Origin of the sequence: Pseudomonas sp. G11 (assembly GCF_029457515.1) — a bacterium.
Classification (GTDB): Bacteria; Pseudomonadota; Gammaproteobacteria; order Pseudomonadales; family Pseudomonadaceae; genus Aquipseudomonas; species Aquipseudomonas gorinensis.
The window spans coordinates 4,112,443-4,138,660 of record NZ_CP120377.1; the positions used below are offsets into that span (position 1 = coordinate 4,112,443).

17 protein-coding genes are annotated in these 26,218 nt (G+C 59.9%); 5 read left to right on the top strand and 12 right to left on the bottom strand.

The genetic code is table 11. From position 1 onward, the window contains the following. Positions 1–3 precede the first annotated feature (3 nt). From P2T68_RS19035 to P2T68_RS19055, 5 genes are all read right to left on the bottom strand, one after another. A complete protein-coding gene (locus P2T68_RS19035; protein WP_024075564.1) occupies positions 4–708 on the bottom strand; it encodes an ABC transporter permease subunit in 705 nt (234 codons plus the stop codon). Continuing rightward, a complete protein-coding gene (locus P2T68_RS19040) occupies positions 708–1,562 on the bottom strand; it encodes a transporter substrate-binding domain-containing protein (RefSeq protein WP_277378019.1) in 855 nt (284 codons plus the stop codon). The genes P2T68_RS19035 and P2T68_RS19040 overlap by 1 nt, the downstream gene beginning before the upstream one ends. Positions 1,563–1,584: 22 nt before the next feature. Further along, the gene (locus tag P2T68_RS19045; protein ID WP_277378020.1) at positions 1,585–3,579 is read right to left on the bottom strand and encodes an aminotransferase class I/II-fold pyridoxal phosphate-dependent enzyme; all 1,995 of its coding nucleotides are present in this window, start codon (positions 3,577–3,579) and stop codon (positions 1,585–1,587) included. Between the two features lie 242 nt (positions 3,580–3,821). Continuing rightward, complete coding sequence (locus P2T68_RS19050) at positions 3,822–3,986, bottom strand: hypothetical protein (protein ID WP_193689294.1); 165 nt, start codon at positions 3,984–3,986, stop codon at positions 3,822–3,824. A 134-nt stretch (positions 3,987–4,120) separates the two neighbouring features. After that, positions 4,121–4,666, bottom strand: a complete 546-nt coding sequence (locus tag P2T68_RS19055; RefSeq protein WP_024075569.1) for a hypothetical protein — start codon at positions 4,664–4,666, stop codon at positions 4,121–4,123. Positions 4,667–5,342: 676 nt separating this feature from the next. Here P2T68_RS19055 and P2T68_RS19060 point away from each other — a divergent pair. Beyond that, complete coding sequence (locus P2T68_RS19060) at positions 5,343–6,752, top strand: circularly permuted type 2 ATP-grasp protein (protein WP_024075570.1); 1,410 nt, start codon at positions 5,343–5,345, stop codon at positions 6,750–6,752. A 2-nt stretch (positions 6,753–6,754) separates the two neighbouring features. After that, positions 6,755–7,705, top strand: a complete 951-nt coding sequence (locus P2T68_RS19065) for an alpha-E domain-containing protein (protein WP_065941447.1) — start codon at positions 6,755–6,757, stop codon at positions 7,703–7,705. Between the two features lie 319 nt (positions 7,706–8,024). Here the strand turns inward: P2T68_RS19065 and P2T68_RS19070 are convergent, their stop codons facing one another. Then, positions 8,025–10,922, bottom strand: a complete 2,898-nt coding sequence (locus P2T68_RS19070; RefSeq protein WP_277378021.1) for a hypothetical protein — start codon at positions 10,920–10,922, stop codon at positions 8,025–8,027. A 268-nt stretch (positions 10,923–11,190) separates the two neighbouring features. On the opposite strand from P2T68_RS19070, the gene P2T68_RS19075 reads away from it, so the two are divergent. Then, on the top strand, positions 11,191–11,337 hold the full coding sequence (locus tag P2T68_RS19075; RefSeq protein ID WP_024075573.1) for a hypothetical protein: 147 nt from the start codon (positions 11,191–11,193) through the stop codon (positions 11,335–11,337). 320 nt (positions 11,338–11,657) lie between these two features. Here P2T68_RS19075 and P2T68_RS19080 read toward each other — a convergent pair whose 3' ends face one another. Further along, positions 11,658–15,323: a hypothetical protein gene (locus P2T68_RS19080; RefSeq protein WP_277378022.1), complete on the bottom strand. Its 3,666-nt coding sequence runs from the start codon at positions 15,321–15,323 to the stop codon at positions 11,658–11,660. A 268-nt stretch (positions 15,324–15,591) separates the two neighbouring features. Here P2T68_RS19080 and P2T68_RS19085 point away from each other — a divergent pair, with 268 nt between their 5' ends. Next, positions 15,592–17,103: a hypothetical protein gene (locus tag P2T68_RS19085; RefSeq protein ID WP_277378023.1), complete on the top strand. Its 1,512-nt coding sequence runs from the start codon at positions 15,592–15,594 to the stop codon at positions 17,101–17,103. Positions 17,104–17,242: 139 nt separating this feature from the next. Here the strand turns inward: P2T68_RS19085 and P2T68_RS19090 are convergent, their stop codons facing one another. After that, positions 17,243–19,495 carry an ATP-dependent DNA helicase gene (locus P2T68_RS19090; protein WP_277378024.1) on the bottom strand — a complete coding sequence of 751 codons (2,253 nt, stop codon included), beginning with the start codon at positions 19,493–19,495 and terminating at the stop codon, positions 17,243–17,245. Beyond that, positions 19,492–21,141: a VRR-NUC domain-containing protein gene (locus tag P2T68_RS19095; protein ID WP_277378025.1), complete on the bottom strand. Its 1,650-nt coding sequence runs from the start codon at positions 21,139–21,141 to the stop codon at positions 19,492–19,494. Before P2T68_RS19095 ends, P2T68_RS19090 begins: the two co-directional genes overlap by 4 nt. A 187-nt stretch (positions 21,142–21,328) precedes the next feature. On the opposite strand from P2T68_RS19095, the gene P2T68_RS19100 reads away from it, so the two are divergent. Further along, positions 21,329–21,553, top strand: a complete 225-nt coding sequence (locus tag P2T68_RS19100) for a YgdI/YgdR family lipoprotein (RefSeq protein ID WP_024075578.1) — start codon at positions 21,329–21,331, stop codon at positions 21,551–21,553. A gap of 513 nt (positions 21,554–22,066) precedes the next feature. Here P2T68_RS19100 and P2T68_RS19105 read toward each other — a convergent pair. From P2T68_RS19105 to P2T68_RS19115, 3 genes are read right to left on the bottom strand one after another with little or no spacing between them, the layout of a single operon-like run. After that, entirely contained in the window at positions 22,067–23,491 is a 1,425-nt protein-coding gene (locus P2T68_RS19105; protein WP_277378026.1) for a lipase, read from the bottom strand. A gap of 40 nt (positions 23,492–23,531) precedes the next feature. Continuing rightward, the gene (locus P2T68_RS19110; RefSeq protein WP_069076144.1) at positions 23,532–24,869 is read right to left on the bottom strand and encodes a TolC family outer membrane protein; all 1,338 of its coding nucleotides are present in this window, start codon (positions 24,867–24,869) and stop codon (positions 23,532–23,534) included. Positions 24,870–24,871: 2 nt separating this feature from the next. Then, entirely contained in the window at positions 24,872–26,164 is a 1,293-nt protein-coding gene (locus tag P2T68_RS19115; protein WP_277378027.1) for an HlyD family type I secretion periplasmic adaptor subunit, read from the bottom strand. Positions 26,165–26,218: the final 54 nt, after the last annotated feature.

Below are 26,218 nucleotides of genomic sequence, written 5' to 3' on the forward strand. Positions count from 1 at the left end.
CCCTCACTCGACACTCGGCATCCAGCGACGAATACGTCGCTCCAGGCGCCCCGACAGGTGGTTGGAAGCCAGCGTCACCAGGTAATACAAGGCGGCGGCCGTGAGGTAGAACAGCAGGTATTGCCGGGTCGAGCCCGCCGCCTGCTTGGCGGTGTACAGCAACTCATTGGTACCGACCACGCTGATCAAGGCGCTGTCCTTGATCAGGTTGATCCAGAGGTTGGACATGCCCGCCAAGGCATACGGGGCCATGATCGGTAACGTCACCCGGCGAAACAGGCCCAGGCCGCTCAAGCCAAAGGCCCGTGCCGCTTCGATCTGGCCGTGGGGAATCGCCAGGATCGCGGCGCGGAAAATCTCCGAGGCATAGGCGCCCTGCACCAGCCCCAGCACCAGGATCGCCACCAACGGCCCGCTGATATTGACCTGCGCGCCGCCCAGCCACAGCATCAGCGCATTCAGGCCCATGGACCCCGCGTAATACAGCAGCAGGATCAGCAGCAGTTCCGGCACCGCGCGAAACACCGTGGTGTAACCGCGCATCAGCAGGGCAATCGGACGGGGTGCACTGAGCTTGGCGCAGGCCACCAGCAGGCCGATCAACACGCCCACGGCAAAGGCTCCCGCGGAGATCTGCAGGGTCATCCATAACCCCTTGAGCAACGCCTGGCCCCACCCGTGTTCGCTGAAACTGAGAAGGTCGAACATTATTCAGACTTCTGGGCAACGGATGGGTACGGGCTGTCGCAGGTCTTGCTGACAAACGCCGGGGTATCGCCGCGCTTGCACGGGCTCACCGACAGGCCAAAGTAATGCTGGGACAGGTCGTCATAGTCCTGGCTGACCAACAGCTCGCCGATGGCCTTGTCCAAGCGCGCTTTCAACGCGGTGTCTTCCTTGCGTAGCCCGGCGCCGACACCCCGCCCGATAATCGGGTCGTACGGCACGCTGGCGATATGTGCCAGGCCACTGGCTTCCGGGGTCTTGACCATCATCGCGATGGCCGTGTCGTCGGCCATCATGTAGTCGATGCGCCCGGCAATCAGGTCGGCATTCGCCGATTCCTGGGTGTCGTAGTACTTCAGGTCGGCGATATTTTCGTAGTACTTCTTCAGGTAGTTGGCACTGACGGTGGAGATCTGCACACCGATCAACTTGCCCTTGAGGCCCGCCGGGGAGATCTCCACTTCGCTGCCTTTGGGCCCGGCGACGCCCAGCAGGGAATCGTAGTAGGCGCGGCTGAAGGCGATTCGTTTTTCGCGCTCCTCGGTGACTGACATCGAGGAGAAGATCACGTCGATTTTCTTCGCCAACAGCGAAGGAATGATGCCATCCCACGCCACCTCCTGGATCTGGCACTCGGCTTTCATGCCTTGGCAAAGCTTGTGGATCAGGTCCACTTCAAAACCAGACCATTGGCCATTGCCGCCTTTTACGGTGAACGGCGGGTAAGGTTCGGCTGCGACCGCAAACACGATGGGTTTCTCTGCCGCCAGGGTAAAACCTGCGGCCACCATCAACACTGCACTGCTCAACCACCTTGCCATGGGTTTGAAAGTCATGATTTGCCCCGTCTTTTTGGAGTTAGCGCGTTTGGTGTGCGTTGACGAACTGTCGGCAACGTTCACTGCGTGGGTCGATGAACACCGAATCCGGCGAACCGGCTTCTTCGATCAAGCCTTGATGCAGAAAAGCCACTTTGGACGACACATCCCGGGCGAAGGCCATTTCATGGGTGACCAGGATCATGGTGCGGCCTTCTTCGGCCAGGGAGCGGATAACGCGCAGCACTTCGCCCACCAGCTCCGGGTCGAGGGCCGAGGTGGGTTCGTCGAACAACATCACTTTGGGGCGCATGGCCAGTGCGCGGGCAATCGCCACCCGTTGCTGCTGGCCACCGGAGAGAAACGCCGGGTACTCGTTGCGCTTGGCGGCCAGGCCGACGCGGTCGAGCAAGGCTTCGGCGCGTTCGATGGCCTCGGCACGGCTTTCACGCAGTACCTGGGTCGGGGCTTCGATCAGGTTCTCCAACACCGTGCGGTGCGGCCACAGGTTGAAGTTCTGGAAGACCATGCCCAGGGTCGAGCGGATGCGCACCAGTTGCCGGGCGTCGGCCACCAGCGGCGCACCGGGGCGGCCATAGTTGAGCTTGATGCTTTCACCGTCCACGTGAATGCTGCCCTGGTCCGGGACTTCAAGCATATTGATACAGCGCAGCAAGGTGCTCTTGCCCGAGCCGCTGGCGCCGATCAGCGAGATCACCTCGCCTTCGCGAGCGGTAAGGGAAATACCCTTGAGCACTTCGATATTGCCGAAGCGCTTATGCAGGTCAATCACTTCGATCATCTTTTTCGCCTGCGCAGGCTGCACCACTTCGACCCTGGGCGCCGCCGCGACACGCGGTTCGCCGGCCAGCTTGTCGACAAACTGCACGATGCGCCGGCAGGCTTCGGCCAGGCGCTCTTCACTTAAGGTGAAAGACAGGCGCACAAACCCTTGGGCGGGCTCGCCGAATGCTGCGGCGTCGAGCACCGATACACCCGCCTCGCGGAACAGCCGCCAGGCAAAGTCCAGCGAACTGAGGCCCGTGCCGCGCACATCGACCAGTACGAACATCCCGGCCTGCGGCGTCAGGACCTCGATCCCCGGGCACGCGCCGAGGCCCGCCACCACCAGGTCACGGCGCCGGCGATAGATGTCGCGCATGCCCACGGTGACTTCATCAAAGGCCAACACCGCTGCGGTCGCCGCCTCCATCACGAAGCCGGGCAGACCATAGAGCATGCTCAGCACCAGGGTTTGCGCGTGGGCGATCAGCGTGGGGTCGGCGACGATCCAGCCGATACGCCAGCCGGTCATTGCGTGGGACTTGGACAAGCTGCCAATCACCACGCAACGCTCGGCCATGCCCGGCAGCGCGGCCAGGCTGTGGTATTGGCCTTCGAACACCAGGCTTTCGTAGACCTCGTCGACCACCACCCACAGGTCATGGGCTATGGCCAGGTCGGCGATGGCTTGCAGTTCCTGCGGGTTGAGCACCACGCCGGTGGGGTTGTTCGGGTTGGAAAAAAACAACGCCCGGGTGCGTGGGGTAACTGCGGCGGCGAGCTGTTGTGCGTCGAGGCGAAAGCCTGACTCGGGTGAACACGCCACCCGTACCAATGTCGCGCCGCTGGCCTTGAGCGTGGCCTCGTAGGTGACGTACATCGGGTCGAGCACCAGCACTTCGTCCCCCGCCTGCAACAGGCACAGCGAGGTGACGAACAAGGCGTTCTGCGCGCCGGCCACGCTGATCACGTTGTGGGCGTTAACGGGCCGCGCCAGGGTCTTGCTGTAGCGTGCGGCGATTGCGTCACGCAGGGCCGGGCGACCGGGAATTTCCGTGTAGTGAGTGTCGCCTTGGCGCAACGCGTCGATAGCCGCGTCGGTGATGAAGGACGGCGTGGCGAAATCGGGGTCGCCGACGCTGAGGATGATGATGTCTTCGCCCTGGCTGGCGGCCTGGTAGGCGGCGTGATGGATATCCCAGGCGGCGACGCCTTGCCCTGCAATACGCTCAACGAAGGGGGAAAACCGCATGCCAAAGCCTCTCGTTCAAGAAGAAACAGCGCAAACCCGCGGAGCCGCAAACGGGTGGATACGGTCAACATAGTTGAAACTGAACAGTCGTTCAATGGATGGGATTGGGCCGATGTCGTTTATCGGTCAAATGGGTCGCGAATGACCTGCGGCCAGTGGCGTCCTGACCATGGGCTGGTCGGCACCGACAGCGAAGTGGCGGTGAACCTGACGGTGTCGGCGGGTGTGGTATGAACGACGTGTCAGGGCGCAGGATCAGTCTTGGGGCTCACTGCCCCCCTATTCTCCGCTTCATCGACATCGCTCAGCGGCACTTCGGCATCATCCATCAGCGACCCTGGGTCTTCATTGCCCGGGTCATTGAGTTCTTCTTCCTCTTCATCTGCTTCTTCGCGTTCTTTGGACATGACCGTCTCCTCTAACCGCCTTGGGTGTCGATATCGGCATCAGTTTCAGGCTTGGGCTCGCGCTCGGGCTTGAAGTCTGGACTGTAGTCGTTTTCCTTGGCCTTGGGGTCGACGGCGGGCGAAGTTCCAATGCCTTAAGAAACGGGATTATCGATCTGGATATAAAAGGCGTAGGCGCCGAGCAACACCCAGAACACCATGAACAGCCATGGCGCGCGCATGGAGAACAGCAGCGACTTGCGATAGCCCTTGTGGGAGGACTCCATCTCCGAGAACAGCGGCGATTCATCGTAGGCCATGCCCATCACCGGTTCGCTGCGCAGCAATTCGCTCTGCTTGTAGTGCCAGTGGTCGATGATCTCGTACGCGGCACGGATCCCCGGCCAGGCATTCAGGGAACTGAGGATGCCGAGGAAAGCCAGGAACACCGGCACCACCAGGGTGAACAACTTGCCCCACTCCGGGTTGAGGTTGCCCATGCCGGAGACGAAGGCAATGACCAGGAACGATTGCGCGGTGAGGTAGGCGTCGGTGCGGTTGGCCAGGATGCTGGTTTCGTACTGGATCTCGCGGCGGTAGAAATCCAGGCGGTCCTTGGGCGAGCCGAAGATCTTGGCGTTGTGTTCGCTGTGATCGATCAGGCTCGATTCGGGGGTGTCGGGTGAAATGATTCTGGGCACATCGGTGCTCCATGCCGGGGCTGAGCCCCTTAGAAGAAGGTAGTGGGGGTGAAGTTCAAGTTTGTTCATGCACCAATCCAGGGCGCCGCATGCCCTTGTGGCGAGCGGGCTAGCCCTAATGCCGTTCAGTTAAGGCTTTTTTGTAGGAGCGAGCTTGCTCGCGAAAAACTCACAGGCGCCGCGTTCATTCAGGAAACACGCGTTATCGTTGACGTTTTTCGCGAGCAAGAACTAGGCGTCCCCCTCGCTCCTACAGAAGGCGATGTACGCTTAACTGAATGGCATTAGGGCTAGCCCCGCGTTGGGCCGCGAAGCGGCCCCAATCAGGCCACCGCATTTATCCAGGCCGATTAAATCGCCAGGTTTTAGGGCTGCTGCGCAACCCAACGCGGGGCCAGCCCGCTCGCCACCGTTACAGTGTGCCTCCTTGACTGACTGGCATCAGGGCTTGCCACCAGGGTAAATCAGCGCGGTATGCGCGTTCCGGCACAAGCATTGCTTTATCCATTCATCTGCCCCGATACAGGAACATTCGTTACCCCCTGACCCAGAGCCGACCCCATAAGAAAGTAAGGACCAGGCCTGTTGGCACCCTCTGCCACGGGCTCATAAAAAATGCGTTTTTTTAAGCGGCAGTGCCACCCAAGGTTGTCCTCGGCACTGACAAGGTACTGGAATGGCTCGATCTTTCTTCGATGAAATGAATGACGCAAACGGCGTGTGCCGTGCGCACTATCAGGATTTCTCCCGCTGGCTGGCCAATACGCCGCCGGAATTGCTGGCCCAGCGTCGCCGCGAAGCCGATTTGCTGTTCCATCGCGCGGGGATCACCTTCACCTTGTATGGCGACGAACAAGACACCGAACGCCTGATTCCCTTCGACATCATCCCCCGCAGCATCCCCGCCAGTGAATGGAGCGTGATCGAACGCGGCTGCATCCAGCGCGTCAAGGCGCTGAACATGTTCCTTGCCGACATCTACCATGACCAGCGCATCATCAAGGCCGGGATCATTCCGGCCGACCAGGTGCTGGGCAACGAGGGTTATCAAAAGGCCATGGTCGGCCTGGACCTGCACCGCGACATTTACTCGCATATCTCCGGTGTGGACCTGGTGCGCGACGGCGACGGCACTTACTACGTGCTCGAAGACAACCTGCGCACCCCCAGCGGCGTGAGCTACATGCTCGAAGACCGCAAGATGATGATGCGCCTGTTCCCCGAAGTGTTCGCCAAGCAGCGCATCGCACCGGTGGACCACTACCCCAACCTGCTGCTCAAGACCCTGAAAAGCGCCAGCCGCCTGGACAACCCCAATGTGGTGGTGCTGACGCCTGGGCGCTTTAACAGCGCGTTCTTCGAACATGCGTTCCTGGCGCGGGAAATGGGCGTGGAACTGGTGGAAGGCGCCGACCTGTTCGTGCACGACCTCAAGGTGTTCATGCGCACCACCGACGGGCCCAAGGCGGTGGATGTGATCTACCGGCGTATCGACGATGCGTTCCTCGATCCGCAGGCGTTCAACCCGGACTCGATGCTCGGCGTGCCCGGCCTGGTCGCCGCCTACTGCGCCGGCAACGTCGTGCTGGCCAACGCCATCGGCACCGGCGTGGCCGACGATAAATCGATCTATCCCTATGTGCCGGCCATGATCAAGTTTTACCTGGATGAAGAGCCCATCCTGCAAAACGTGCCGACCTTCCAATGCCGCAAGCCGGATGAACTGTCCCACGTGCTGGCCCACCTGGGCGAACTGGTGGTCAAGGAAACCCAGGGCTCGGGCGGCTACGGCATGCTGGTCGGCCCGGCGTCCACCGCGGCCGAGATCGAGGACTTCCGCCAACGCATCAAGGCCCGTCCCCACGCGTATATCGCCCAACCGACCCTGAGCCTGTCCACGTGCCCCACTTTTGTCGAAAACGGCATCGCACCACGGCATATCGACCTGCGGCCCTTTGTGCTGTCCGGCAAGGAAACGCGCCTGGTGCCGGGTGGCCTGACGCGGGTGGCCCTGCGTGAAGGCTCGTTGATCGTCAACTCGTCGCAAGGCGGCGGAACCAAGGACACCTGGGTGGTGGAGGGCTGACCATGCTGAGTAGAACCGCCGCGGATTTGTATTGGATGTCCCGTTACCTGGAGCGCGCCGAGAACCTCGCGCGCATGCTTGAAGTCAGTTATTCGCTGTCGCTGATGCCCCAGGCCGGGCGCAGTGATGGCCTGGATGAACTGGCGATGTCGTTGCTCAGCAGCGGCACCCTGGACAGTTACCTGGAGCGCCACCAAACCCTGGATGCCGAGCGCATGCTGCACTTCTTCGCCCTCGACGAAGAGAACCCCGCCAGCATCTACAACTGCCTGCGCGCAGCCCGTGGCAATGCCCACGCGGTACGCGGGCGCATCACCGCCGACATGTGGGAGAACCTCAACGCCACCTGGCTGGAAATGCGCAGCATCGCCGCCGGCGGCCTGGCGCGGCATGGCATCAGCCACTTCTGCGATTGGGTCAAGCAACGTTCGCACCTGTTTCGTGGGGCCACATCCGGCACCATCATGCGCAATGACGCCTATCGGTTTATTCGCCTGGGCACCTTTGTCGAACGCGCGGACAACACCTTGCGCCTGCTGGATGCGCGCTATGAGATGTTTGGCGAGGAATCGGAAGAAGTCAGCGACTTGTCGGCCCGCGGTTATTACCAGTGGAGCGCCCTGCTCCGCGCGTTGTCGTCGTTCGAAGCGTATACCGAGCTGTATCCGAATGCGTTGAATGCGCGCTCGGTGTCAGAGTTGCTGCTGTTGCGCAGCGATGTGCCGCGTTCGCTGCATGCGTGTATTGAGGAATTGAGCCATATCCTCGCGGACCTGCCCGGCAGTTATGGGCGTACCGCGCAGCGGTTGGCGGCAGAGTTCGAGGCGCGGCTGAGGTATACGGGGATTGATGAGATTCTGGAGGACGGTTTGCATAGCCGGTTGACGGAGTTTATTGACACGGTGAGGGAGTTGGCGCGGGCGATTCATAGTTCTTATCTGGAGGTCGTGTAAACGGTGGGAGGGGGCGTGCTCCCGATTGCGTCAGTTAAGCAAATCACCGTAAACACATCAGCTACATTCTGGACCAGGATCCGCTCGGTATTGGCGGTGCTACGCCGAGATCAATCTTGGTAGCTTGACACTCTGCTCCGTTTGAGGTCGGCAGCGAGAGAGAGTGGCAGGCGTTTTTACACATTCAGGGCTAAAAGCAGCGAGTACCTATCCGTTTGAGGCAGTGGATAGGTACTCGGTTGTTTTATTAACTCAGTCTGCTCCGGTTATTCCGCAATTATTCCGTCCCGGCTGTTTCGTTGTTAAGCGATACGCGCCATTATAGTATTGTTACGACTATATTGTCTATGGATGTAGAAATTCCTTCGGAGTTCTTAATATAGACATCCACAGTAAGCAATCCATTAACTAAAGGGCCACTTACGGTATATTTCATATTCCTCCAGGTGGGTGAATATGGGAATGTAGGGCTCTCATAAGTACCGCGACTGGGAAATGTTAGCACCCGAAAAACCGTATCGTTCGCGCCAACCTCATGTCTATAATCGCAAGATATTTCAATGGTCTTTATGCTTATAGGGCTGAAATAGCCATATCGCTTTGAAAGCCTTGGGAATCCGCTTGCTACTTGTATGCTCCGCCAATATATATTTGCGCCCTCTTTTATAAGAGCTCCATTCTCAATAACGTTGATCCACTCATTCCAGTCATAGTTGCTGAAGTCAGTCCTATCTACTGTAGGCACCCTTTTTACCTTATAAGTAGTAGGCGCAAAACTAACCGCTCTCGAAACATCAGCACTGCCATCAAGTGTCACCTTAATTTCTACGGAGATGGGATCATCAGGCAGTATTTTCTGTAACCAATCACGTGACACTGGCTTGTTCGTCAGTCCGTTCAACTCCGATGAGAGAATTGGATAATTGGTCAATACCGGCAACGGTTCATGTCCGCTGGCGTTGAGTGTTATCCACACGCGTTGTCCGGTGGCAATAAATGGCCACTTGAGCACGGCGGCCAAGGGGTTGCCGACGATAGTGTTCAAGTCCAGCAGGCCGTTATGGGGCACACGGTTGATGATCACCTGTGGCAAAGCCGACAGCGGTATCGGCTTCACCTTCACCGTCAGCTTCGCCGAGTGCTTCGTGTCGTCACCCCGGGTCACGGCATACGTGAAAACCACCGTGGTATCACGGTCCCGAATGTTGGCTCTAATCGCGTCCCGCGTAATATCGAACACCACCTCCTGCAACACCCGATTACCCGGCTTGGCCGGAATATCCGGCGAGCCCGCCATATAAGGCTTGATCCAATCGTCGTCACGCATGCCCACATAACGCACCACCAACTGGGCGCCCTGCTCCACTCGCAGCGGCTCCAGGTCGGCGGTGTCGGGGCCGGTTATCTGCGCCTCAAGCAATGTCGGCGCCAGCAGTTCACCCAGGTTGCGGCTGATCAGCACCTCAGTGACTTGCGAATAACGCGGCAGCTCGTCGCCACGTGTCAAGGTGTAGAAGACCGCCACGGTTTCATTGAGGTTGTTGTTGACATAGAACTCATCGATATGGTGCTCGGTGATGCTGTTATCGACCGCCACCTGCACCGGCACATTGGTGCGGACAAGCGGGCCGTTCCAGTACATGCGCACCCAGTCTCCACGCTTCGTATCGCCGGCCGGTGCAAACACCTTGGCGTAGCCCTCGATATCGTCCGGGTTCAACTGGCTTCCAATGATCTTTTCAATGATCGGCGCAGGCAGTGTGCGTTGAATCTCACCCACGAGGATTTTCAGCCGCAGCGACTCTTGGGGCCGCCCGCCTGGCCGTGTGTGCGCGTAAAACACTTCCACCAGGTGACCGTCGAAACGCTGCAGCTCGGCGGGGTACACCGTGAACAGCATGTCGCCTTCCGGTGTGGGGTCCACATCGTCGACCTCGCGGCCAACACGGTGCTCGATCGTGTTATCGGGGCTGCTGACGAGGAAGATAACCTCCAGATAACCATCGGGCGGCCAGCTCCCTTGCAGAGGAAACCGCACAGTCGCCTCTTTACTCGGCTCAATCTTGCCGCCCTTATCCTCGTCAATCGTGGGCGGCGGCCATCTTACGACCTTGCCGACGATCTCGAGGTAGAGTTTTTCCGAGGGCTGCTCCACCACGCCTTTCTGGAACAGCATATGCACGCTGACGGTCCCCTCGGCAATGGCGACGACCAGCGCGTTGGGGACCTCGAAGGAGTGCACCCCCGCTCTGTTCAACGGTTTGATCGGCGTATGGGGGAACGGGTTGCCCTCACTGTCGACACCGGCCCAGATCAAGCTTACGTAGTCATAGGCGGCGGCTTCCGCGTTAGTCACCCAGGTTTCGATTTCCACGTCCCAACCGCCCAGTTCGGCCAGGTCGACCACCCTGTCAGTGTCGGGGAACGCCAGCCACGGCGCCTCTGGCCGCACCTGGTGCAGATGCACATCGATCAGCGATACCGCCGACCAGCGCGCCCATTCATCCGGCAGAGTGCCGACGGCGTTCTTGACCTGATAAGCCACGCGCGTCAGGGGGTTGTTGCCGGCGGCGCTGATCGTGGCGTAGTCAACGGTCAGGGTGATATCGCGCCCCACCTCCCCAGGCTGAACCCGATGCAGCACCTGCTGCGACCCCCAGGCCAGAATGATCAGGTCGTAAGCATGCATGTGCAGCCAATGGTGGATAAGAATCTTGATCCCGGCCAGCGCCCTGGTTTCGTTGACACCATCGAGCAACACTTCCGGCGGTACTACGTAGGACAGGCCCTGGTGCCCGGGGAGCGCGTCGTCGGGGTCGCGCCCTGCGGGGCGTGTCAGCATGACCCGGTACTTGCGCTCTTCGGTGAAGGTTTCATTACCGCTGGCGCGCCGCAGCTTGCCCAACACCGGGTTGGCCCAGAACTCGACAATCCGGTGCGCAGGCACCGTCAGCGGGATAAGGTCCAGGTTCTCCTCGCCTTCGCGAATGGGCGTAGACGCCACTGGCACATTCCGGTTCCCCCAGTAGAGCGAGGCGATGCTGCCGGCACTGACACCGTCTTTGGGATTGACGAGATACACCACCAGCGCCGACTCGGTGTGACGCAAGCCGATGCCGCCGTCGGCAGCGTCAATATCCCCGGCGATAGGTGGCTCCGTCAGCGGCACCACGATGGCAGGCAGGAGAGCAGCTTTCGACTTATCTTTTTTGGACATGGTGAGAGTCCTTGCAAGCGGGCGGGAGTGGTTTGCCTCCATCAAACGCCCCCTGCGATGGCTTGCCTACTGTCAGAGTTAACAGGTGGCGACGGGCGGTCAATGATCGCTGATCGATTCATCGCAAACCGCCATGACGCTGACAGGACCGTTGGTCGCTACCTGTCAACTCTGACAGTAGCGCGCGCATTTATTCCGGTATCTGATGACGTCAAACGCACCGTTTGACGTGCGATCACGTGCACTGATGCCTATCAGGAGATCAATCATGCCCGCCAAGAAGACTCAGCCTGCAGCCGCACTCGAAGAAGCGCCAAGTGCGACTGAAAGTTTGCATAGCCGGTTGACGGAGTTTATTGACACGGTGAGGGAGTTGGCGCGGGCGATTCATAGTTCTTATCTGGAGGTCGTGTAAACGGTGGGAGGGGGCGTGCTCCCGATTGCGTCAGTTAAGCAAATCACCGTAAACACATCAGCTACATTCTGGACCAGGATACCGCTCGGTATTGGCGGTGCTACGCCGAGATCAATCTTGGTAGCTTGACACTCTGCTCCGCTTGAGGTCGGCAGCGAGAGAGAGTGGCAGGCGTTTTTACACATTCAGGGCTAAAAGCAGCGAGTACCTATCCGTTTGAGGCGGTGGATAGGTACTCGGTTGTTTTGTTAACTCAGTCTGCTCCGGTTATTCCGCAATTATTCCGTCCCGACTGTTTCGTTGTTAAGCGATACGCGCCGTTATAGTATTGTTACGACTATATTGTCTATGGATGTAGAATTTCCTGTTAAGTTTTGAATATAGACATCCACAGAAAACGATCCATTAATTGAAGGGCCACTTACGGTAAATTTCATATTCCTCCAGGTGGGTGAATATGGGAATGTAGGGCTGTCATAAGTAGCGCGACCGGGAAATGTTATCACCCGAAAAACCGTATCGTTCGCGAAAAACTCATGTCTATAATCGCAAGATATTTCAATGGTCTTTATGCTTATATGGTTGAAATAGCCATATCGCTTTGAAAGCCTTGGCAATCTGTTTGGTACACTTATGCTCCGCCAATATATATTTGTGCCCTCTTTTATAAGAGCTCCATCCGCACCAACGTTGCGCCACTCATTCCAGTCATAGTTGCTGAAGTCAGTCCTATCTACTGTAGGCACCCTTTTTACCTTATAAGTAGTAGGTGCAAAACTAACCGCTCTCGAAACATCAGCGCTGCCATCAAGTGTCACCTTAATTTCTACGGAGATGGGATCATCAGGCGGTATTTTTTGCAACCAATCACGTGACACTGGCTTGTTCGTCAGTCCGTTCAACTCCGATGAGAGAATTGGATAATTGGTCAATACCGGCAACGGTTCATGTCCGCTGGCGTTGAGTGTTATCCACACGCGTTGTCCGGTGGCAATAAATGGCCACTTGAGCACGGCGGCCAAGGGGTTGCCGGTGATAGTGTTCAAATCCAGCAGGCCGTTATGGGGCACACGGTTGATGATCACCTGTGGCAAAGCCGACACCGGTATCGGCGTCACCGTCACCGTTAATATCAGCGAGCTTCGCGTTACCCCGGCACGAGTAACCTCATACTTAAGGGTAAACGTCTTGTTTGCCTTACCGATGTTGGCGGCTATCGCTGTCTTGGGGATATCAAAAGTCACCACGCCGCTGGCCAAGCCATTTTTCTCGGGAATCACCGGCGAACCGAGTCCCGATGTCCCGACCATCGTGACCTTGATCCTGTCGGTGGTATACATCGGTGAGAACTCTACCCTGAGCTTGCCACCCTCCAGCGCATTCAAGGGCGCAAGGGTCACCGGAGAGCCGGTACCGGTGGCCTCGGTCAGTATGGGCAGCGGGTATTGATCCGGTATCTCGATGGTATTGACGATGTACTCCACCAGCGGGAAAGACAGGGCCTTGGCTTCAACCTTGCTCAGGCTCACTGCGGCCTTGAACTCCATCTTCAGCGTGGTGCCATTCCCCAACCCGTCCAGGTACGTCCGAGGGAGCGGATATTCGATTTTTCCGGTGGAAATCCAGGTCGGGTTGACCTTCGACTGGCCCGCACCGTTGAACAACAAATGTTCATGACTGACGTTGTCCTTTGTTCTCCCCAGAAACCTCAACCAGACGGGGTAAGGTGCTGTGATGAACGCCCAGACGCCTACATGAGCGGTGGCGTCGCCAGTAAAGCGCGTCAAGTCCAGGACCCTGGTCGCCTCATTGGCTTCATTGAGCTTGAGCACGGTCTGCGCCAACTCATCCAGCGGAATCGGCTTCACCGTCACCGTCAGCTTCGCCGAGTGCTTCGTGTCGTCACCCCGGGTCACGGCATACGTGAAAACCACTGTGGTATCACGGTCCCGAATGTTGGCGTGAATCGCGTCACGCGTAATATCGAACACCACCTCCTGCAACACCCGATTACCCGGCTTGGCCGGAATATCCGGCGAGCCGCCATCGCCCTCGCCCTCCATATAAGGCTTGATCCAATCGTCGTCACGCATGCCCACATAACTCACCACTAACTGGGTGCCCTGCTGCACTCGCAGCGGCTCCAGGTCGGCGGTGTCGGGGCCGGTTATCTGCGCCTCAAGCAATGTCGGCGCCAGCAGTTCACCCAGGTTGCGGCTGATCAGCACCTCAGTGACTTGCGAATAACGCGGCAGCTCGTCGCCACGTGTCAAGGTGTAGAAGACCGCCACGGTTTCATTGAGGTTGTTATTGACATAGAACTCATCGATATGGTGCTCGGTGATGCTGTTATCGACCGCCACCTGCACCGGCACATTGGTGCGGACAAGCGGGCCGTTCCAGTACATGCGCACCCAGTCTCCACGCTTCGTATCGCCGGCCGGTGCAAACACCTTGGCGTAGCCCTCGATATCGTCCGGGTTCAACTGGCTTCCAATGATCTTTTCAATGATCGGCGCAGGCAGTGTGCGTTGAATCTCACCCACGAGGATTTTCAGCCGCAGCGACTCTTGGGGCCGCCCGCCTGGCCGTGTGTGCGCGTAAAACACTTCCACCAGGTGACCGTCGAAACGCTGCAGCTCGGCGGGGTACACCGTGAACAGCATGTCGCCTTCCGGTGTGGGGTCCACATCGTCGACCTCGCGGCCAACACGGTGCTCGATCGTGTTATCGGGGCTGCTGACGAGGAAGATAACCTCCAGATAACCATCGGGCGGCCAGCTCCCTTGCAGAGGAAACCGCACAGTCGCCTCTTTACTCGGCTCAATCTTGCCGCCCTTATCCTCGTCAATCGTGGGCGGCGGCCATCTTACGACCTTGCCGACGATCTCGAGGTAGAGTTTTTCCGAGGGCTGCTCCACCACGCCTTTCTGGAACAGCATATGCACGCTGACGGTCCCCTCGGCAATGGCGACGACCAGCGCGTTGGGGACCTCGAAGGAGTGCACCCCCGCTCTGTTCAACGGTTTGATCGGCGTATGGGGGAACGGGTTGCCCTCACTGTCGACACCGGCCCAGATCAAGCTTACGTAGTCATAGGCGGCGGCTTCCGCGTTAGTCACCCAGGTTTCGATTTCCACGTCCCAACCGCCCAGTTCGGCCAGGTCGACCACCCTGTCAGTGTCGGGGAACGCCAGCCACGGCGCCTCTGGCCGCACCTGGTGCAGATGCACATCGATCAGCGATACCGCCGACCAGCGCGCCCATTCATCCGGCAGAGTGCCGACGGCGTTCTTGACCTGGTAAGCCACGCGCGTCAGGGGGTTGTTGCCGGCGGCGCTGATCGTGGCGTAGTCAACGGTCAGGGTGATATCGCGCCCCACCTCCCCAGGCTGGACCCGATGCAGCACCTGCTGCGACCCCCAGGCCAGAATGATCAGGTCGTAAGCATGCATGTGCAGCCAATGGTGGATAAGAATCTTGATCCCGGCCAGCGCCCTGGTTTCGTTGACACCATCGAGCAACACTTCCGGCGGTACTACATAGGACAGGCCCTGGTGCCCGGGGAGCGCGTCGTCGGGGTCGCGCCCTGCGGGGCGTGTCAGCATGACCCGGTACTTGCGCTCTTCGGTGAAGGTTTCATTACCGCTGGCGCGCCGCAGCTTGCCCAACACCGGGTTGGCCCAGAACTCGACGATCCGGTGCGCAGGCACCGTCAGCGGGATAAGGTCCAGGTTCTCCTCGCCTTCGCGAATGGGCGTAGACGCCACTGGCACATTCCGGTTCCCCCAGTAGAGCGAGGCGATGCTGCCGGCACTGACACCATCTTTGGGATTGACGAGATACACCACCAGCGCCGATTCGGTGTGACGCAAGCCGATGCCGCCGTCGGCAGCGTCAATATCCCCGGCGATAGGTGGCTCCGTCAGCGGCACCACGATGGCAGGCAGGAGAGCAGCAGCTTCCAACTTATCTTTTTTGGACATGGTGAGAGTCCTTGCAAGCGGGCGGGAGTGGTTTGCCTCCATCAAACGCCCCCTGCGATGGCTTGCCTACTGTCAGAGTTAACAGGTGGCGACGGGCGGTCAATGATCGCTGATCGATTCATCGCAAACCGCCATGACGCTGACAGGACCATTGGTCGCTACCTGTCAACTCTGACAGTAGCGCGCGCATTTATTCCGGTATCTGATGACGGCAAACGCACCGTTTGACGTGCGATCACGTGCACTGATGCCTATCAGGAGATCAATCATGCCCGCCAAGAAGACTCAGCCTGCAGCCGCACTCGAAGAAGCGCCAAGTGCGACTGAAAACAACACCCTGACGCTGGAAAAAAAGGACAACCCGAAGCATCTGGATCGACTCTACGTCCCCGGCATGGTCGATAACGTCGATGGCGAGGACGCAGGCATCGCAGCATGGTTGTTTGAGTCCGGCCTGACCCTCGAGGTGCAACGCAATTGGAACGCGAGTCCCGGGGATGTCATCACCGTGGGCTATCTGATCGGCGAAACGAATGTGGTGATCCTGGGTACAAAGATCCTGGAGCCCGGCGAGGAAACCCGTAACAGTTACTTCTTTGCCGCCCAGCAAAAAGACCTGCCGGACGGTCGATATGCCCTGGTCTACCTCGTTCACTATAAGGGTGGCGCCGACTACGATATGTCCTATCCGTTGCTGACATTGGTCAAGACCGACCTCCCGGCCGGCGATGACAACAATCAAGTCGAACCGGGGCACTCAGAGCTGAAGGTCAGTCTGTCCGAGAAAGTGATCGTGCCAGGGAACGCCACGAAAGGGGTGGTGGTCACTCTTCAGCCCTACCCCAATCACCACCCGAAGGACACTGTCATTCTCCACTGGGGGAACGTCATCATCAGCCAGACAGCGGCTGGCCCCCTCGAGCCGACCGTGATCGACGTGACCTACCAGCACCTTATCGACGCCGGCGACAGTCCCAATATGGCTGTGTGGCTTGAGGTCATTGACCTGGTGGGCAACATTTCTACACCAGGGTCAGCCACCATTCGCGTGTCGGTCGACCTGGACGCGAATGCACCTGATGGTCCGGTTTTTTCAGACGCTGGCCCAGTTGGCTATATCGATTTGGAACTGGTGGATGAAAAACCGGTGGAGCTGCAAATGTACACCCCGGCCAATGTCGGCCTGAAAGATGAAATATACGATGTCATGATTCGTATCTATCCTCCCAAAGGTGGGGTGAAGGTCATCCACAAGTTTGTCCCTATCACCAGGCCAGGGCGAGTGCATTCGACCTTCATCGATTACGTTGACGTGCGCGCCGCCGCCGAGGGCCACATAGAAGTCAGTTTTGTCTTGAGGAAGTCCGTCCCCCCTTTCGAGGTCTACTCCAAGAAAAACACCGCCGAAGTCCGCGGGTACATTGCCCGGCTGGAAGCGCCCTCCGTAGAGGGCTACCCCAACGATCACATCGCGGATGACCCGGCGCATGTGATTGTGTCCATCCCCTATTATGCGTGGCGCCAGGCGACCGACCAGATTGCCGTGATCTTGCGTTATGTGCGGTCATTGAACGATGTGATCCTGCATATCGAAACAAAAGAGGTCGGGCTCTCCTGGCCTGCGGGCGCCCCCGTCAAACGCCTGATTTACCGCGAGCAGTTGCAGCAATTCAAAGGCTACCGTCCTGAGTTTTATTACGTGATATTGGCGACGGGGTTCACCCGCGCACGCGCGGTGAACCTGAACGAATCCCTTCGGCGGGTGTTGACCATCAGTTGAATGACGGTCAATCGGTGCGGTCGGCGGTTCAACTGACGGTACATTCCCCTGGCTCTGGGGCAAGGATCCTGTCCCGGACGCGTCGGTCAGTTATGCGGGCGCGCGTCTCTATCCTCTGAGCGGGGTAGAGACCGCCGTCCTATACGAACGCCCACCAGCGCGGCAATAACTGGCGCACCTGGGGTTGGCCAAACCGATCATCGATCAGCATCACCACGCCCCGGTCGTGTTCGCTGCGGATCACCCTGCCCGCCGCCTGCACGACTTTTTGAATGCCGGGGTACAGGTAGGTGTAGTCGTAACCCGCACCGAAAATCGCGCCCATCCTGAGCTTCATCTGCTCGTTGACCGGGTTCAGCTGCGGCAGCCCCAGGGTGGCAATAAAGGCGCCGATCAAACGGCTGCCGGGCAAGTCGATGCCTTCGCCAAACGCTCCCCCCAGCACCGCAAACCCGATGCCTTGGCTGTGCTGGGTGAACTGGTCGAGAAAGGCCTGGCGTTCAGCTTCGGCCATGCCTCGCGCTTGCAGCCACAGGGTAATCGCCGGGTGCCGTTGCGCCAGTAACTGAGCCACTTGTTGCAGGTAATCAAAGCTTGAAAAAAACGCCAGGTAGTTCCCCGGTTGTTGCGCGAACTGGCTCGCGATCAAATCGACGATGGGTTCCAGCGAGGCTTGGCGATGCACGAACCGAGTGGAGATTTCATCGACAATGCGCACCCGCAACTGCTCGGCCTTGAACGGTGATTCCACATCGACCCACGCCGTGTCTGCCGGCAGGCCCAGCAGGTCGGCGTAGTAGTGGCGTGGGCTGAGCGTGGCGGAAAACAGCACGCTGCTGCGTGCCGCCGTCAAGCGCGGCCGAATGAATTCGGCGGGCACCACATTGCGCAGGCACAAGGTCGAGCGGCTGCGTTTGCCGCCGAGCGAATGCTTGCTGATGTCGAAGATAAAGTGCTCGTTGAACAGCTCTGCCACTTTGGCAAATTGCAGCGCTTCGAAGTAGAAGGCTTGCAGCTCGCCCGCCAGGGATTCGGGGTGGTCATTGAAGTGGTCGCCCATGGCGCTGATGCACAGGCTCAGGGCCTGGAGCAGTTTGTCGGGCCGGGTCGCATAGGCCTGGTACGGTACGACCTGTTCCTTGTGCAACGCATTCCACTCACGGTTGAGGCGCTGCAAGGGTTTCTTCAGTGGCTCGGGGGCGCTGTCGCGCAGGGCCTGGAGGCTGAACTGGCTGAGGCTTGCGCTGTACATCGAGCGGGCGCGTTCCACCAGGTTGTGGGCTTCATCCACCAGCACCGCCGCGCGCCATTGGTTGAGCTGGGCGAGGCCAAACAGCATCGCGCCGAAGTCGAAATAGTAGTTGTAGTCGGCCACGACCAGGTCGGCCCAGCGCGCCATTTCCTGGCTCAAGTAATACGGACATACATGGTGGGCCAGGGCGACTTCGCGCAGGTTGCGCTGGTCCAGCAGACGCACGCTTGATGCCGCCTCACGGGCGGCGGGCAGGCGATCGTAAAACCCCTTGGCCAGCGGGCACGAATCGCCGTGGCAGGCTTTGTCCAGGTGTTCGCAGGCTTTGTCCCGCGCGACCAGTTCAAGGACGCGCAGGGGCAAATCGCTGCTGGCGTGCAGCACCTTGGCCGCATCCAGAGCAAGTTTGCGGCCGGGGGTCTTGGCGGTGAGGAAGAACACCTTGTCCAACTGCTGCGGCGCCAGGGCCTTGAGCAGCGGGAAGATCGTGCCCACGGTCTTGCCGATACCGGTGGGCGCCTGGGCCATCAGGCAGCGGCCAGTGCTGACGGCCTTGTACACCGACTCCGCGAGGATTCGCTGGCCGGGGCGGAACTCGGCATGGGGGAACCCGAGGGTTTGTGCGGCGTGGTTGCGCGCTTCGCGGTGCTGCATTTCCTGATGGGCCCACTCCAGGAACCGCGTGCATTGCTGGTTGAAGAACGCTTCCAGGTCCGCCGCCTGGAAGCGTTGATTGAGCAGGGTCTCACCCTCGCCGACGATGTCGAAATACACCAGCGCCAGGTCGATCTGCGTCAACCCGAGCTTCTGGCACATCAACCAGCCGTAGACTTTGGCCTGGGCCCAATGCAGTTGCCGATGGTTGGCGGGCTGGGCGTCGAGGTCGCCGCGATAGGTCTTCACCTCTTCCAGGCGGTTGTTGTCCGGGTCGTAGCCGTCCGCCCTGCCCCGCACCTTGAGCTGCTGGTATTCGCCCTCCAGCGCCACTTCGCTCTGGTAGTGCGCACTGCGCCGCGCGGCAACGGTGCGGTGCCCGGCAATGCCTTCCTGGGCACTGGGCGACGGGGTGAAACGCAGGTCCAGGTCGCCGACCTTGGCGGTGAACTCACACAGCGCCCGCACGGCCACGCTGTAGCTCAAGGGGTTGGCTCCGCCCAGCGCACGTAGCAAACCGTGACTGGCATCTGGTATTGGCCACAGAACTCCAGCCAACGCAGCTGGTTGTCTTGCAAGCGGTCGCCGGGGCCTTTGACTTCGATCATGCGGTAGGTTTTTTCGGCGGGCCAGAACTGGATCAGGTCCGGCATCCCCGCACGGTTGGCGCGGATATCCAGCAGCAGCCGCTCGAACCAGTGCCGCAGGTGTTCGGCGGGTAAGCAGGCCAGGGCCTGTTCGAGCAATGCCTCGCTGAGCAGGTTCCAGAACACGAACGGCGACTGGATCCCCCACTTGTCCACGTAGCGCTGGCGAATGGTTGCCTTGTAGCGCTCATCCTGCAATTGCGCGAAGGCAGCCGCAAACAGCGGCGCACGCCGTGAATGGAAATCCTCGCTGTGCAGGTCCGCCGGCCCGCGCTGGAACGGGTGGAAAAACGCCCCCGGCAACGGTGCGAAGATCGCGTCCCAGCACAACAGGCCGAACAGTGAATTGATCAGGCCGTTCTCGACGTAATGCACGGGTGCGTCGGGTTCGCTCAGGTGCGCCTGGACGCAGTACTCCACCGACATCAAGGGCTCCGGCGGGGCCAGTGCCAGGTCCAGGCGCGGGACGTCGCTCGGCTTGGCCTTGGGCAAGCGCGGTTGCCCCAGCTTACGTTGCAGGCGCGGCAAGACGCGCAGCAGGTGTTGCTGTTCGGCGGCACTTTCCGGCGCCTGTTGGGCGGCGCAGGCCAGCGCCAGCGCTTGAGCATAAGCCTCCTGGCGCTCCAGCACGCGGATCAGTCGCGCGCGTGCGCCGGGGTAGGCACACGCGCGGTAGATCTGCTCGGCCATGGCCAACTCGGCATTGCGTTCGCAATACTGGCCGACCTGGAACAGCAATTTGGCCCGGCGCTTTTGCAGCCAAGGGTTGTCGGTGTGCAGCGTGGCGACCTGCGCCAGTAGCGTGTCCAGCGCCTCGCCGGCTTCAAATGCCTGTTGGCACTGGTGCAGGAACAGAAAACCGAGCACATCGTCGCGCGTGCGCAAACCACGGGACTCGGCGCAGAACTCGACCTTCTCATAGGTGTAGATGCCCAGGTCCGCCAGCACGAATTCCGACCAGTCCTGGTGCAGGTTGCCGAAGAACATCAGACGCAGGCGGTCACACAGGTCCATCACGGTCAGGCTGTACAGCCTGTCGGCCAACTCGGGGCACCAGTGGGCGAAGCTGCGGCTTTCGGTGAATTGCGCCGCCAGGGGTTCACGCCAGTCGGCCTTGTTGCCTTTGGGCTGGTCGATCCACGCCTGGAACACCGCGAGCATTTCGCTTTTTTGCAGCAACGCAAACAACTCGTGGAAGGCCAGCGGGCACTGGTCGTCGACCCAACCCAGTTCCAGCAAGGGGCGTACAGCGGCATGGGGGCAGCCGATCTCCTGGTAGGTGAGCTTGCCCGCGCGAAAATGCACACCCTTGCGCATCACCATGCGCACCAACAACGCTTGGGACGCCTGGGGCAACCTGTCAAATTGCTGAATGAAATGCTGTTCATCCGTATCGAGTAAATCAGCGTAGCGATGCCCCAGCCAATCCAGCACTTGGCGGAAGTTATGCAGGTAATACAGGGGATCGTCGAGGGGATTGGCCATGGCGCGCAGTGATCAAATACTGGTTATGCATACAGAGTGCCGTCGCAAACGCGTTGTTGCAATCGGTAATAGATAAATGGCCCACGCAACTTTTTGCATAAAAGTGATCAGATGGAGAAGTTGATGGCGTACCATTTATTGCCCGCAGCCACAGGCGCGGGACTTTTTCAGGGTTAAGGTAAGGGTTATGAACATGAAGAATTTGAGTCTGCCACTGGTTGCACTCACTTTTCTGGTATTGGCCGGTTGCGCGACGCAAACCGTAGTGACGCTGCAAAATGGCACGCAGTATTTGACCAAGGACATTCCAAAAACCAAGACCGCCGACGGGTTTTATGAGTTCACCGATATTGCCGGCAAGCACATCCGCGTCAAGGCCGACGATGTGGCAACGGTGCGCAAGGAAGACTGATTTCCAGCGCCAACACTGATCAAATATGGGAGGTCCTTAGCGCTGTCGCACAGCAAACTGGCCGCCCTGTGGCGAGTGGGCCTGCTGTGCTGAGCAGGTTTGTTGTGGCAAGCAGGTTTGTTGTGCTGAGCAGGCTTGTGTGGTGAGCAGGCTTGTTGTGGCGAGCGGGCTTGTTGTGGCGAGCGGGCTTGCCCCGCGTTGGGGCGCGAAGCGGCCCTAACCCCAGGCACCGCGGTTTTTCAGAAAGAACTTGGCGACTTTGTTGGGGGCTGCTTCGCAGCCCAACGCGGGGCAAGCCCTAATGCCGTTCAGTTAAGCGTACATCGCCTTCTGTAGGAGCGAGCTTGCTCGCGAAAAACGTCAACGATAACGCGTGTTTCCTGAATGAACGCGGCGCCTGTGAGTTTTTCGCGAGCAAGCTCGCTCCTACAAAAAAGCCTTAACTGAACGGCATTAGGGCAAGCCCGCTCGCCACAACAAACCTGCTCGCCACAACAGCCCCCTCCCACAGTTTCAAACGATAACAATCCCCTCCCCCGACAGCCCGACCACCCCCACCAACGTCACCGAATCCGCGCCAAAACTGATCACCGTATCCGCGCCTACCACCTTGGCGTGATCACGATAATCCGCACTGCCCTGCACATCAGTGAACACCAGCTTGTCGGTGGCTTGATAGCCGATAATCCGGTCCTGGCCGAAATGCCCGTTGAACAGAAACGTGTTGTGGCCGCTGCTGTCGCGGATCGTGTCATTGCCCTTGCCGCCCTCGATAAAGTCCGCGCCCTTGCCGCCCTGGATCAGGTCATCGCCGTCGCTGCCAATAATGAATGTGTTGCCCTTGTGCGCCTCGGCATTGCGGTTAAGGTCCTGCACCCAGGTGTTGGCCCGCGCCGGGTCGGACAGGTTGGCGACGATGATCGTCGAATCGCGGCTCATCTGCGCATAGAAACCCGATTCCACGATGCGCGTCATCCCATCGCCATACCCCGTGGGCAAATGCGAGATCCAAGTCGGCAGGTTGGTGATGGAAAACGGCAGCACATTCCACAGCGTCGAGGCGTAGTGGTCGTTGAAGCTGACGATATTGTCGGTGGTCGATTCATGGGGTTGGTCATGCACGCCCAACGACGACCAATTGAAGGAGGAGCCGTCCAGCGCACGGAATACCGGGTCGTTTTCATAACCGATATTGAGCACCTTGTCGCCGGCGCTCTGGGTCGGTGAGGCGTAGGCCACGTAGTTGGCGTCCTGGTAGAAACCCGCCCATTTGCCGCTGCTCAAGTCGGCCATGCTGTTGACCGCCAGGCCGCCCAGGCTGTGGCCGCTGACCACCACGTCGTGGCCGCTGAGGCCGTGGGCGCTGGCATAGTCGGCGACGTTCTTGAGCAGGCCGCCAAAGGCTTCGCCGGCATAGTTCTTCGCGTAATCCTTGGGGCCCAGAGCGGCGAGCAGATCGCTGACCAGATCCCCTATGGAGTCGCTGATCAACGTTTCCCGAGGGCCTGAAGTACCGCGAAAACCGATACCGATTTCCAGCAACTTGCCGGCGTCATCGTACTTGCCCAGTACCTCGACCTGGGCCGTGGTGTAGCCGGCCTTTTCGCCGAAGAACGTGCCTCGGGCGTCGACCTTGCCGGTATAGCCCAGGGCGCTCGCGCTGATGGGTGTCCAACCGGCCTGTTGCACAGCGTCCAGGGCGGCTTTTTCCGCGTCCGGGTTCCAGGGAATGCCGGGGATCACGCCCTGGGAATCCGTACTGCCCAGCAGAGCACCGACCAGCGTGGCCGGCAAGCCGAGCCCCAGGCCGTTGTGCTGGTAGCCCACGGCAAAGCCGTTATCCAGGTTGTGGTAGGTATACAGCGTGATCGCCATGGCATCGGCGAACAACGCTTTGGAGCCTTCGGCCCCGAGGTTTTTATAGTCAAACACGCCCATGGTCTTGCCTCTCTGTTGTTGGAATTGTCGAGAAAGTCAATTACTGCGGTGCCGGCCCGAACGCCTCATCCACCTTGGCCAGGTCGGTGTCGCGCAGGTTGCCGGCGTAGTAATGCAATTTGGTCCAGGCCATCAGGTAGTCATAACGCGCCTGGGCCAAGTCGCGCCGCGTGCTGTAGAGCTGTTGCTCAGCGTTCAACGCATCGAGGTTGACCCGCTCGCCACCGAGGATGCTTTGCCGGGTCGACACCACCAGCGCTTGCGCCGAGGTCAGGGCCTTTTGGTAAGCGCGCAGTTTGCTGACCCCGGACAGGCAGGCACTGAACTGCCGACGCAGCTCGATCAGGGTTTCGCGGGTCTTGCCTTCCAGTTCGTACTCGGCCTGCTCCATGGCGCGGCTGGCCTGGCGGGTGGACGCCGAAATACCGCCACCGGCATACAACGGCAGGCTGACTTCGACGCCGATGGTGTTGGTGTCGTAGCGCTGGTTGTAGGTGTTGCCGCTGTCGGACTCCTGCTGGCGCGAGCTGGCATACGCCATGACCTTCGGCAAATGCCCGGCGCGGTTGCGCTCCACTTCGTAACGCGCCACTTCCAGGGCCTGACGCTGGGACGCGAGTGTGGGGTTGTTGCTCACCGCCAGTTCATGCCAGCTGTCGTAGTTGGCCGGCGTCAGCGTGAAGGCGGCGAAGCTTGGGTTCAGGGGCGCCAAATCGGTGATATTGACGCTCTGTACGCCGATCAAGGCGCCCAGCTCTCTCAACGAGGCGTCCTGCTCATCCAGCGCCTGGATTTCTTCAGCGGTGGCCAGTTCATAGCGCGATTCGGCTTCGAGGATATCGGTCCGCGTGCCTTCGCCTTGCTGGAACAGGTGCCGGTTCTGCTGGAACTGCTGCTCGAAGGCTTTTTTCTTGGCGCGGGCGATATCGATCTGGTCCTGGGCAAACAGTGCCTGGGTGTAATAACTCAGCACCCGCACCAGCAGCGCCTGGCTCTTGTCACGAAAACTCTCATCGGCAAACAACGCTTGGGCCACGCCCTTGCGGTAGTTGGCGTAAGCCTCGTAGTCGAACAACGGCTGTTGCAGGCTGAACGTGGAGCCGTAACTGTTGTAGTTGCGGTCATCGTGATAATTGCCGCCACGCCCATCGGGCAAGGTGGCCTGGGAGTTGTTGCGGCCCTTGTTGTAGGTGTACGACAGCTTGGGCAGCAGGCCGGCGCGGCCGATGGTGCGGTTTTCCAGCCCGGCATCGCGCTCCTTGATGGCGCCGAGAAACACCGGATCGTTGCGCAGCGCCTGTTCATACACATCGAACGGGCCCATGGCGGCCTGGGCATTGGCGCAGGCCAGCAGCAAGGTGATGAACACTGGCTTCATGCTCATTCCTCGATCAACGCTGAGCCGGCGCGATCGAGCAACGGCTTGAACAGGTAATTGAGCAACGAGCGTTCGCCGGTGCGCACGAACATCTCGGCAGGCATGCCAGGTTTGATCACCAGGCCGTGGAGTTTCTCCAGGGCCGCCTCGCTGACGGCTGTGCGCAGCACGTAATACGGGGCGCCGGTTTTTTCGTCGAGCATCTGGTCGGCGGAAATCAGGCTCACTTCCCCCGGCACGCGGGGGGTACGGCTCTGGTTGAAGGCGGTGAACAGGATATCGACCGGCAAGTGGGTGCCGACCTTGTCCACCAGGTGCACCGGCAAATGCCCTTCGACTTCCAGGCGCGTGCCCTGGGGCACGATTTCCAGCAGGGTTTCACCGGCACGCACCACGGCGCCCTCGGTGTGCACGCTGAGGTTGACCGCGATGCCGTCGGCCGGTGCGTTGATCTCGCTGTGTTGCAGATCGAAGCCGGCGGAGGTGAGTTGCTGCTCCAGGGTCAGGCTGCGCAACTGTGCGTCGGCCAGTTGGCTGCGGACTTCCTTCTGGTATTCCTCGCTGTGCTGCTGCAGCTTAAGGCGCGATTCAAGGATGCCCTGCTCCACCCGGCCGCTTTCGCCGGTGTTCTGCGCCAGGTCCTGTTGCACCTGGGACAACTGGCGCTGGTACTCCATCAAGCGGTTGCGCGGGATATAACCGTTGTCGGCCAAGGGTTGCAGGTTGCTCAGTTGGTCGCGCAGGGACTGGGCCTGGGCGGTCAGGTCGCTGCGCGCACGGCGCATGCCGTTCAGTTGCGCGCTGGCACCCTCGATATTCGCGCGAATGCCCGCCTGTTCACGGGCAAAGGCTTCGCGGCGGCTGCTGAACAATTGGCGCTGGCCTTCGAGGACCAGCGCCAGTGCCGGGTCGGGGCTGTTGCTCAGCTCAGCGGGAAAGGTGATGGCCGATTGATTGTCGCGTTCGCTCTGCCACCGCGCGACGCTGGCCCAGGCCATGCGGTACTGGGCTTGCAGGGACTGCACGTCGGCCTGGTGCTGGGTCTGGTCGAGACGGAACAGCGGCTGGCCTTGCTTCACCCACTGCCCTTCCTGCACCAGAATCCGACTGACCACGCCGGGGCTGAAGGTTTGCACCGCCTTGCGTTTGCCCGACACCACCACCGTACCCTGCACAGGGATGCCCTGGTCCAGGGGCGCCAGGCTGGCCCAGAGGAAAAAGCCACCGGCACCGACCACGCTCAGCAGCCAGCCCATGCGCGCGAAGAACCGGGCGTCGCGTTGTTCATGAATCATGCTGACATCCTTACTGCTTGACGCAAAACCTGTAGGCGCGAGCTTGCTCGCGAA

What these genes read in the sequence shown, in the direction of transcription:
- P2T68_RS19050 (WP_193689294.1), bottom strand. Translation starts at nt 3,986, where the DNA reads ATGTCCAAAGAACGCGAAGAAGCAGATGAAGAGGAAGAAGAACTCAAT.
- P2T68_RS19070 (WP_277378021.1), bottom strand. Translation starts at nt 10,922, where the DNA reads ATGTCCAAAAAAGATAAGTCGAAAGCTGCTCTCCTGCCTGCCATCGTG.
- P2T68_RS19110 (WP_069076144.1), bottom strand. Translation starts at nt 24,869, where the DNA reads ATGAAGCCAGTGTTCATCACCTTGCTGCTGGCCTGCGCCAATGCCCAG.
- P2T68_RS19100 (WP_024075578.1), top strand. Translation starts at nt 21,329, where the DNA reads ATGAACATGAAGAATTTGAGTCTGCCACTGGTTGCACTCACTTTTCTG.
- P2T68_RS19075 (WP_024075573.1), top strand. Translation starts at nt 11,191, where the DNA reads ATGCCCGCCAAGAAGACTCAGCCTGCAGCCGCACTCGAAGAAGCGCCA.
- P2T68_RS19115 (WP_277378027.1), bottom strand. Translation starts at nt 26,164, where the DNA reads ATGATTCATGAACAACGCGACGCCCGGTTCTTCGCGCGCATGGGCTGG.
- P2T68_RS19105 (WP_277378026.1), bottom strand. Translation starts at nt 23,491, where the DNA reads ATGGGCGTGTTTGACTATAAAAACCTCGGGGCCGAAGGCTCCAAAGCG.
- P2T68_RS19040 (WP_277378019.1), bottom strand. Translation starts at nt 1,562, where the DNA reads ATGACTTTCAAACCCATGGCAAGGTGGTTGAGCAGTGCAGTGTTGATG.
- P2T68_RS19095 (WP_277378025.1), bottom strand. Translation starts at nt 21,141, where the DNA reads ATGGCCAATCCCCTCGACGATCCCCTGTATTACCTGCATAACTTCCGC.
- P2T68_RS19060 (WP_024075570.1), top strand. Translation starts at nt 5,343, where the DNA reads ATGGCTCGATCTTTCTTCGATGAAATGAATGACGCAAACGGCGTGTGC.
- P2T68_RS19045 (WP_277378020.1), bottom strand. Translation starts at nt 3,579, where the DNA reads ATGCGGTTTTCCCCCTTCGTTGAGCGTATTGCAGGGCAAGGCGTCGCC.
- P2T68_RS19035 (WP_024075564.1), bottom strand. Translation starts at nt 708, where the DNA reads ATGTTCGACCTTCTCAGTTTCAGCGAACACGGGTGGGGCCAGGCGTTG.
- P2T68_RS19080 (WP_277378022.1), bottom strand. Translation starts at nt 15,323, where the DNA reads ATGTCCAAAAAAGATAAGTTGGAAGCTGCTGCTCTCCTGCCTGCCATC.
- P2T68_RS19065 (WP_065941447.1), top strand. Translation starts at nt 6,755, where the DNA reads ATGCTGAGTAGAACCGCCGCGGATTTGTATTGGATGTCCCGTTACCTG.
- P2T68_RS19085 (WP_277378023.1), top strand. Translation starts at nt 15,592, where the DNA reads ATGCCCGCCAAGAAGACTCAGCCTGCAGCCGCACTCGAAGAAGCGCCA.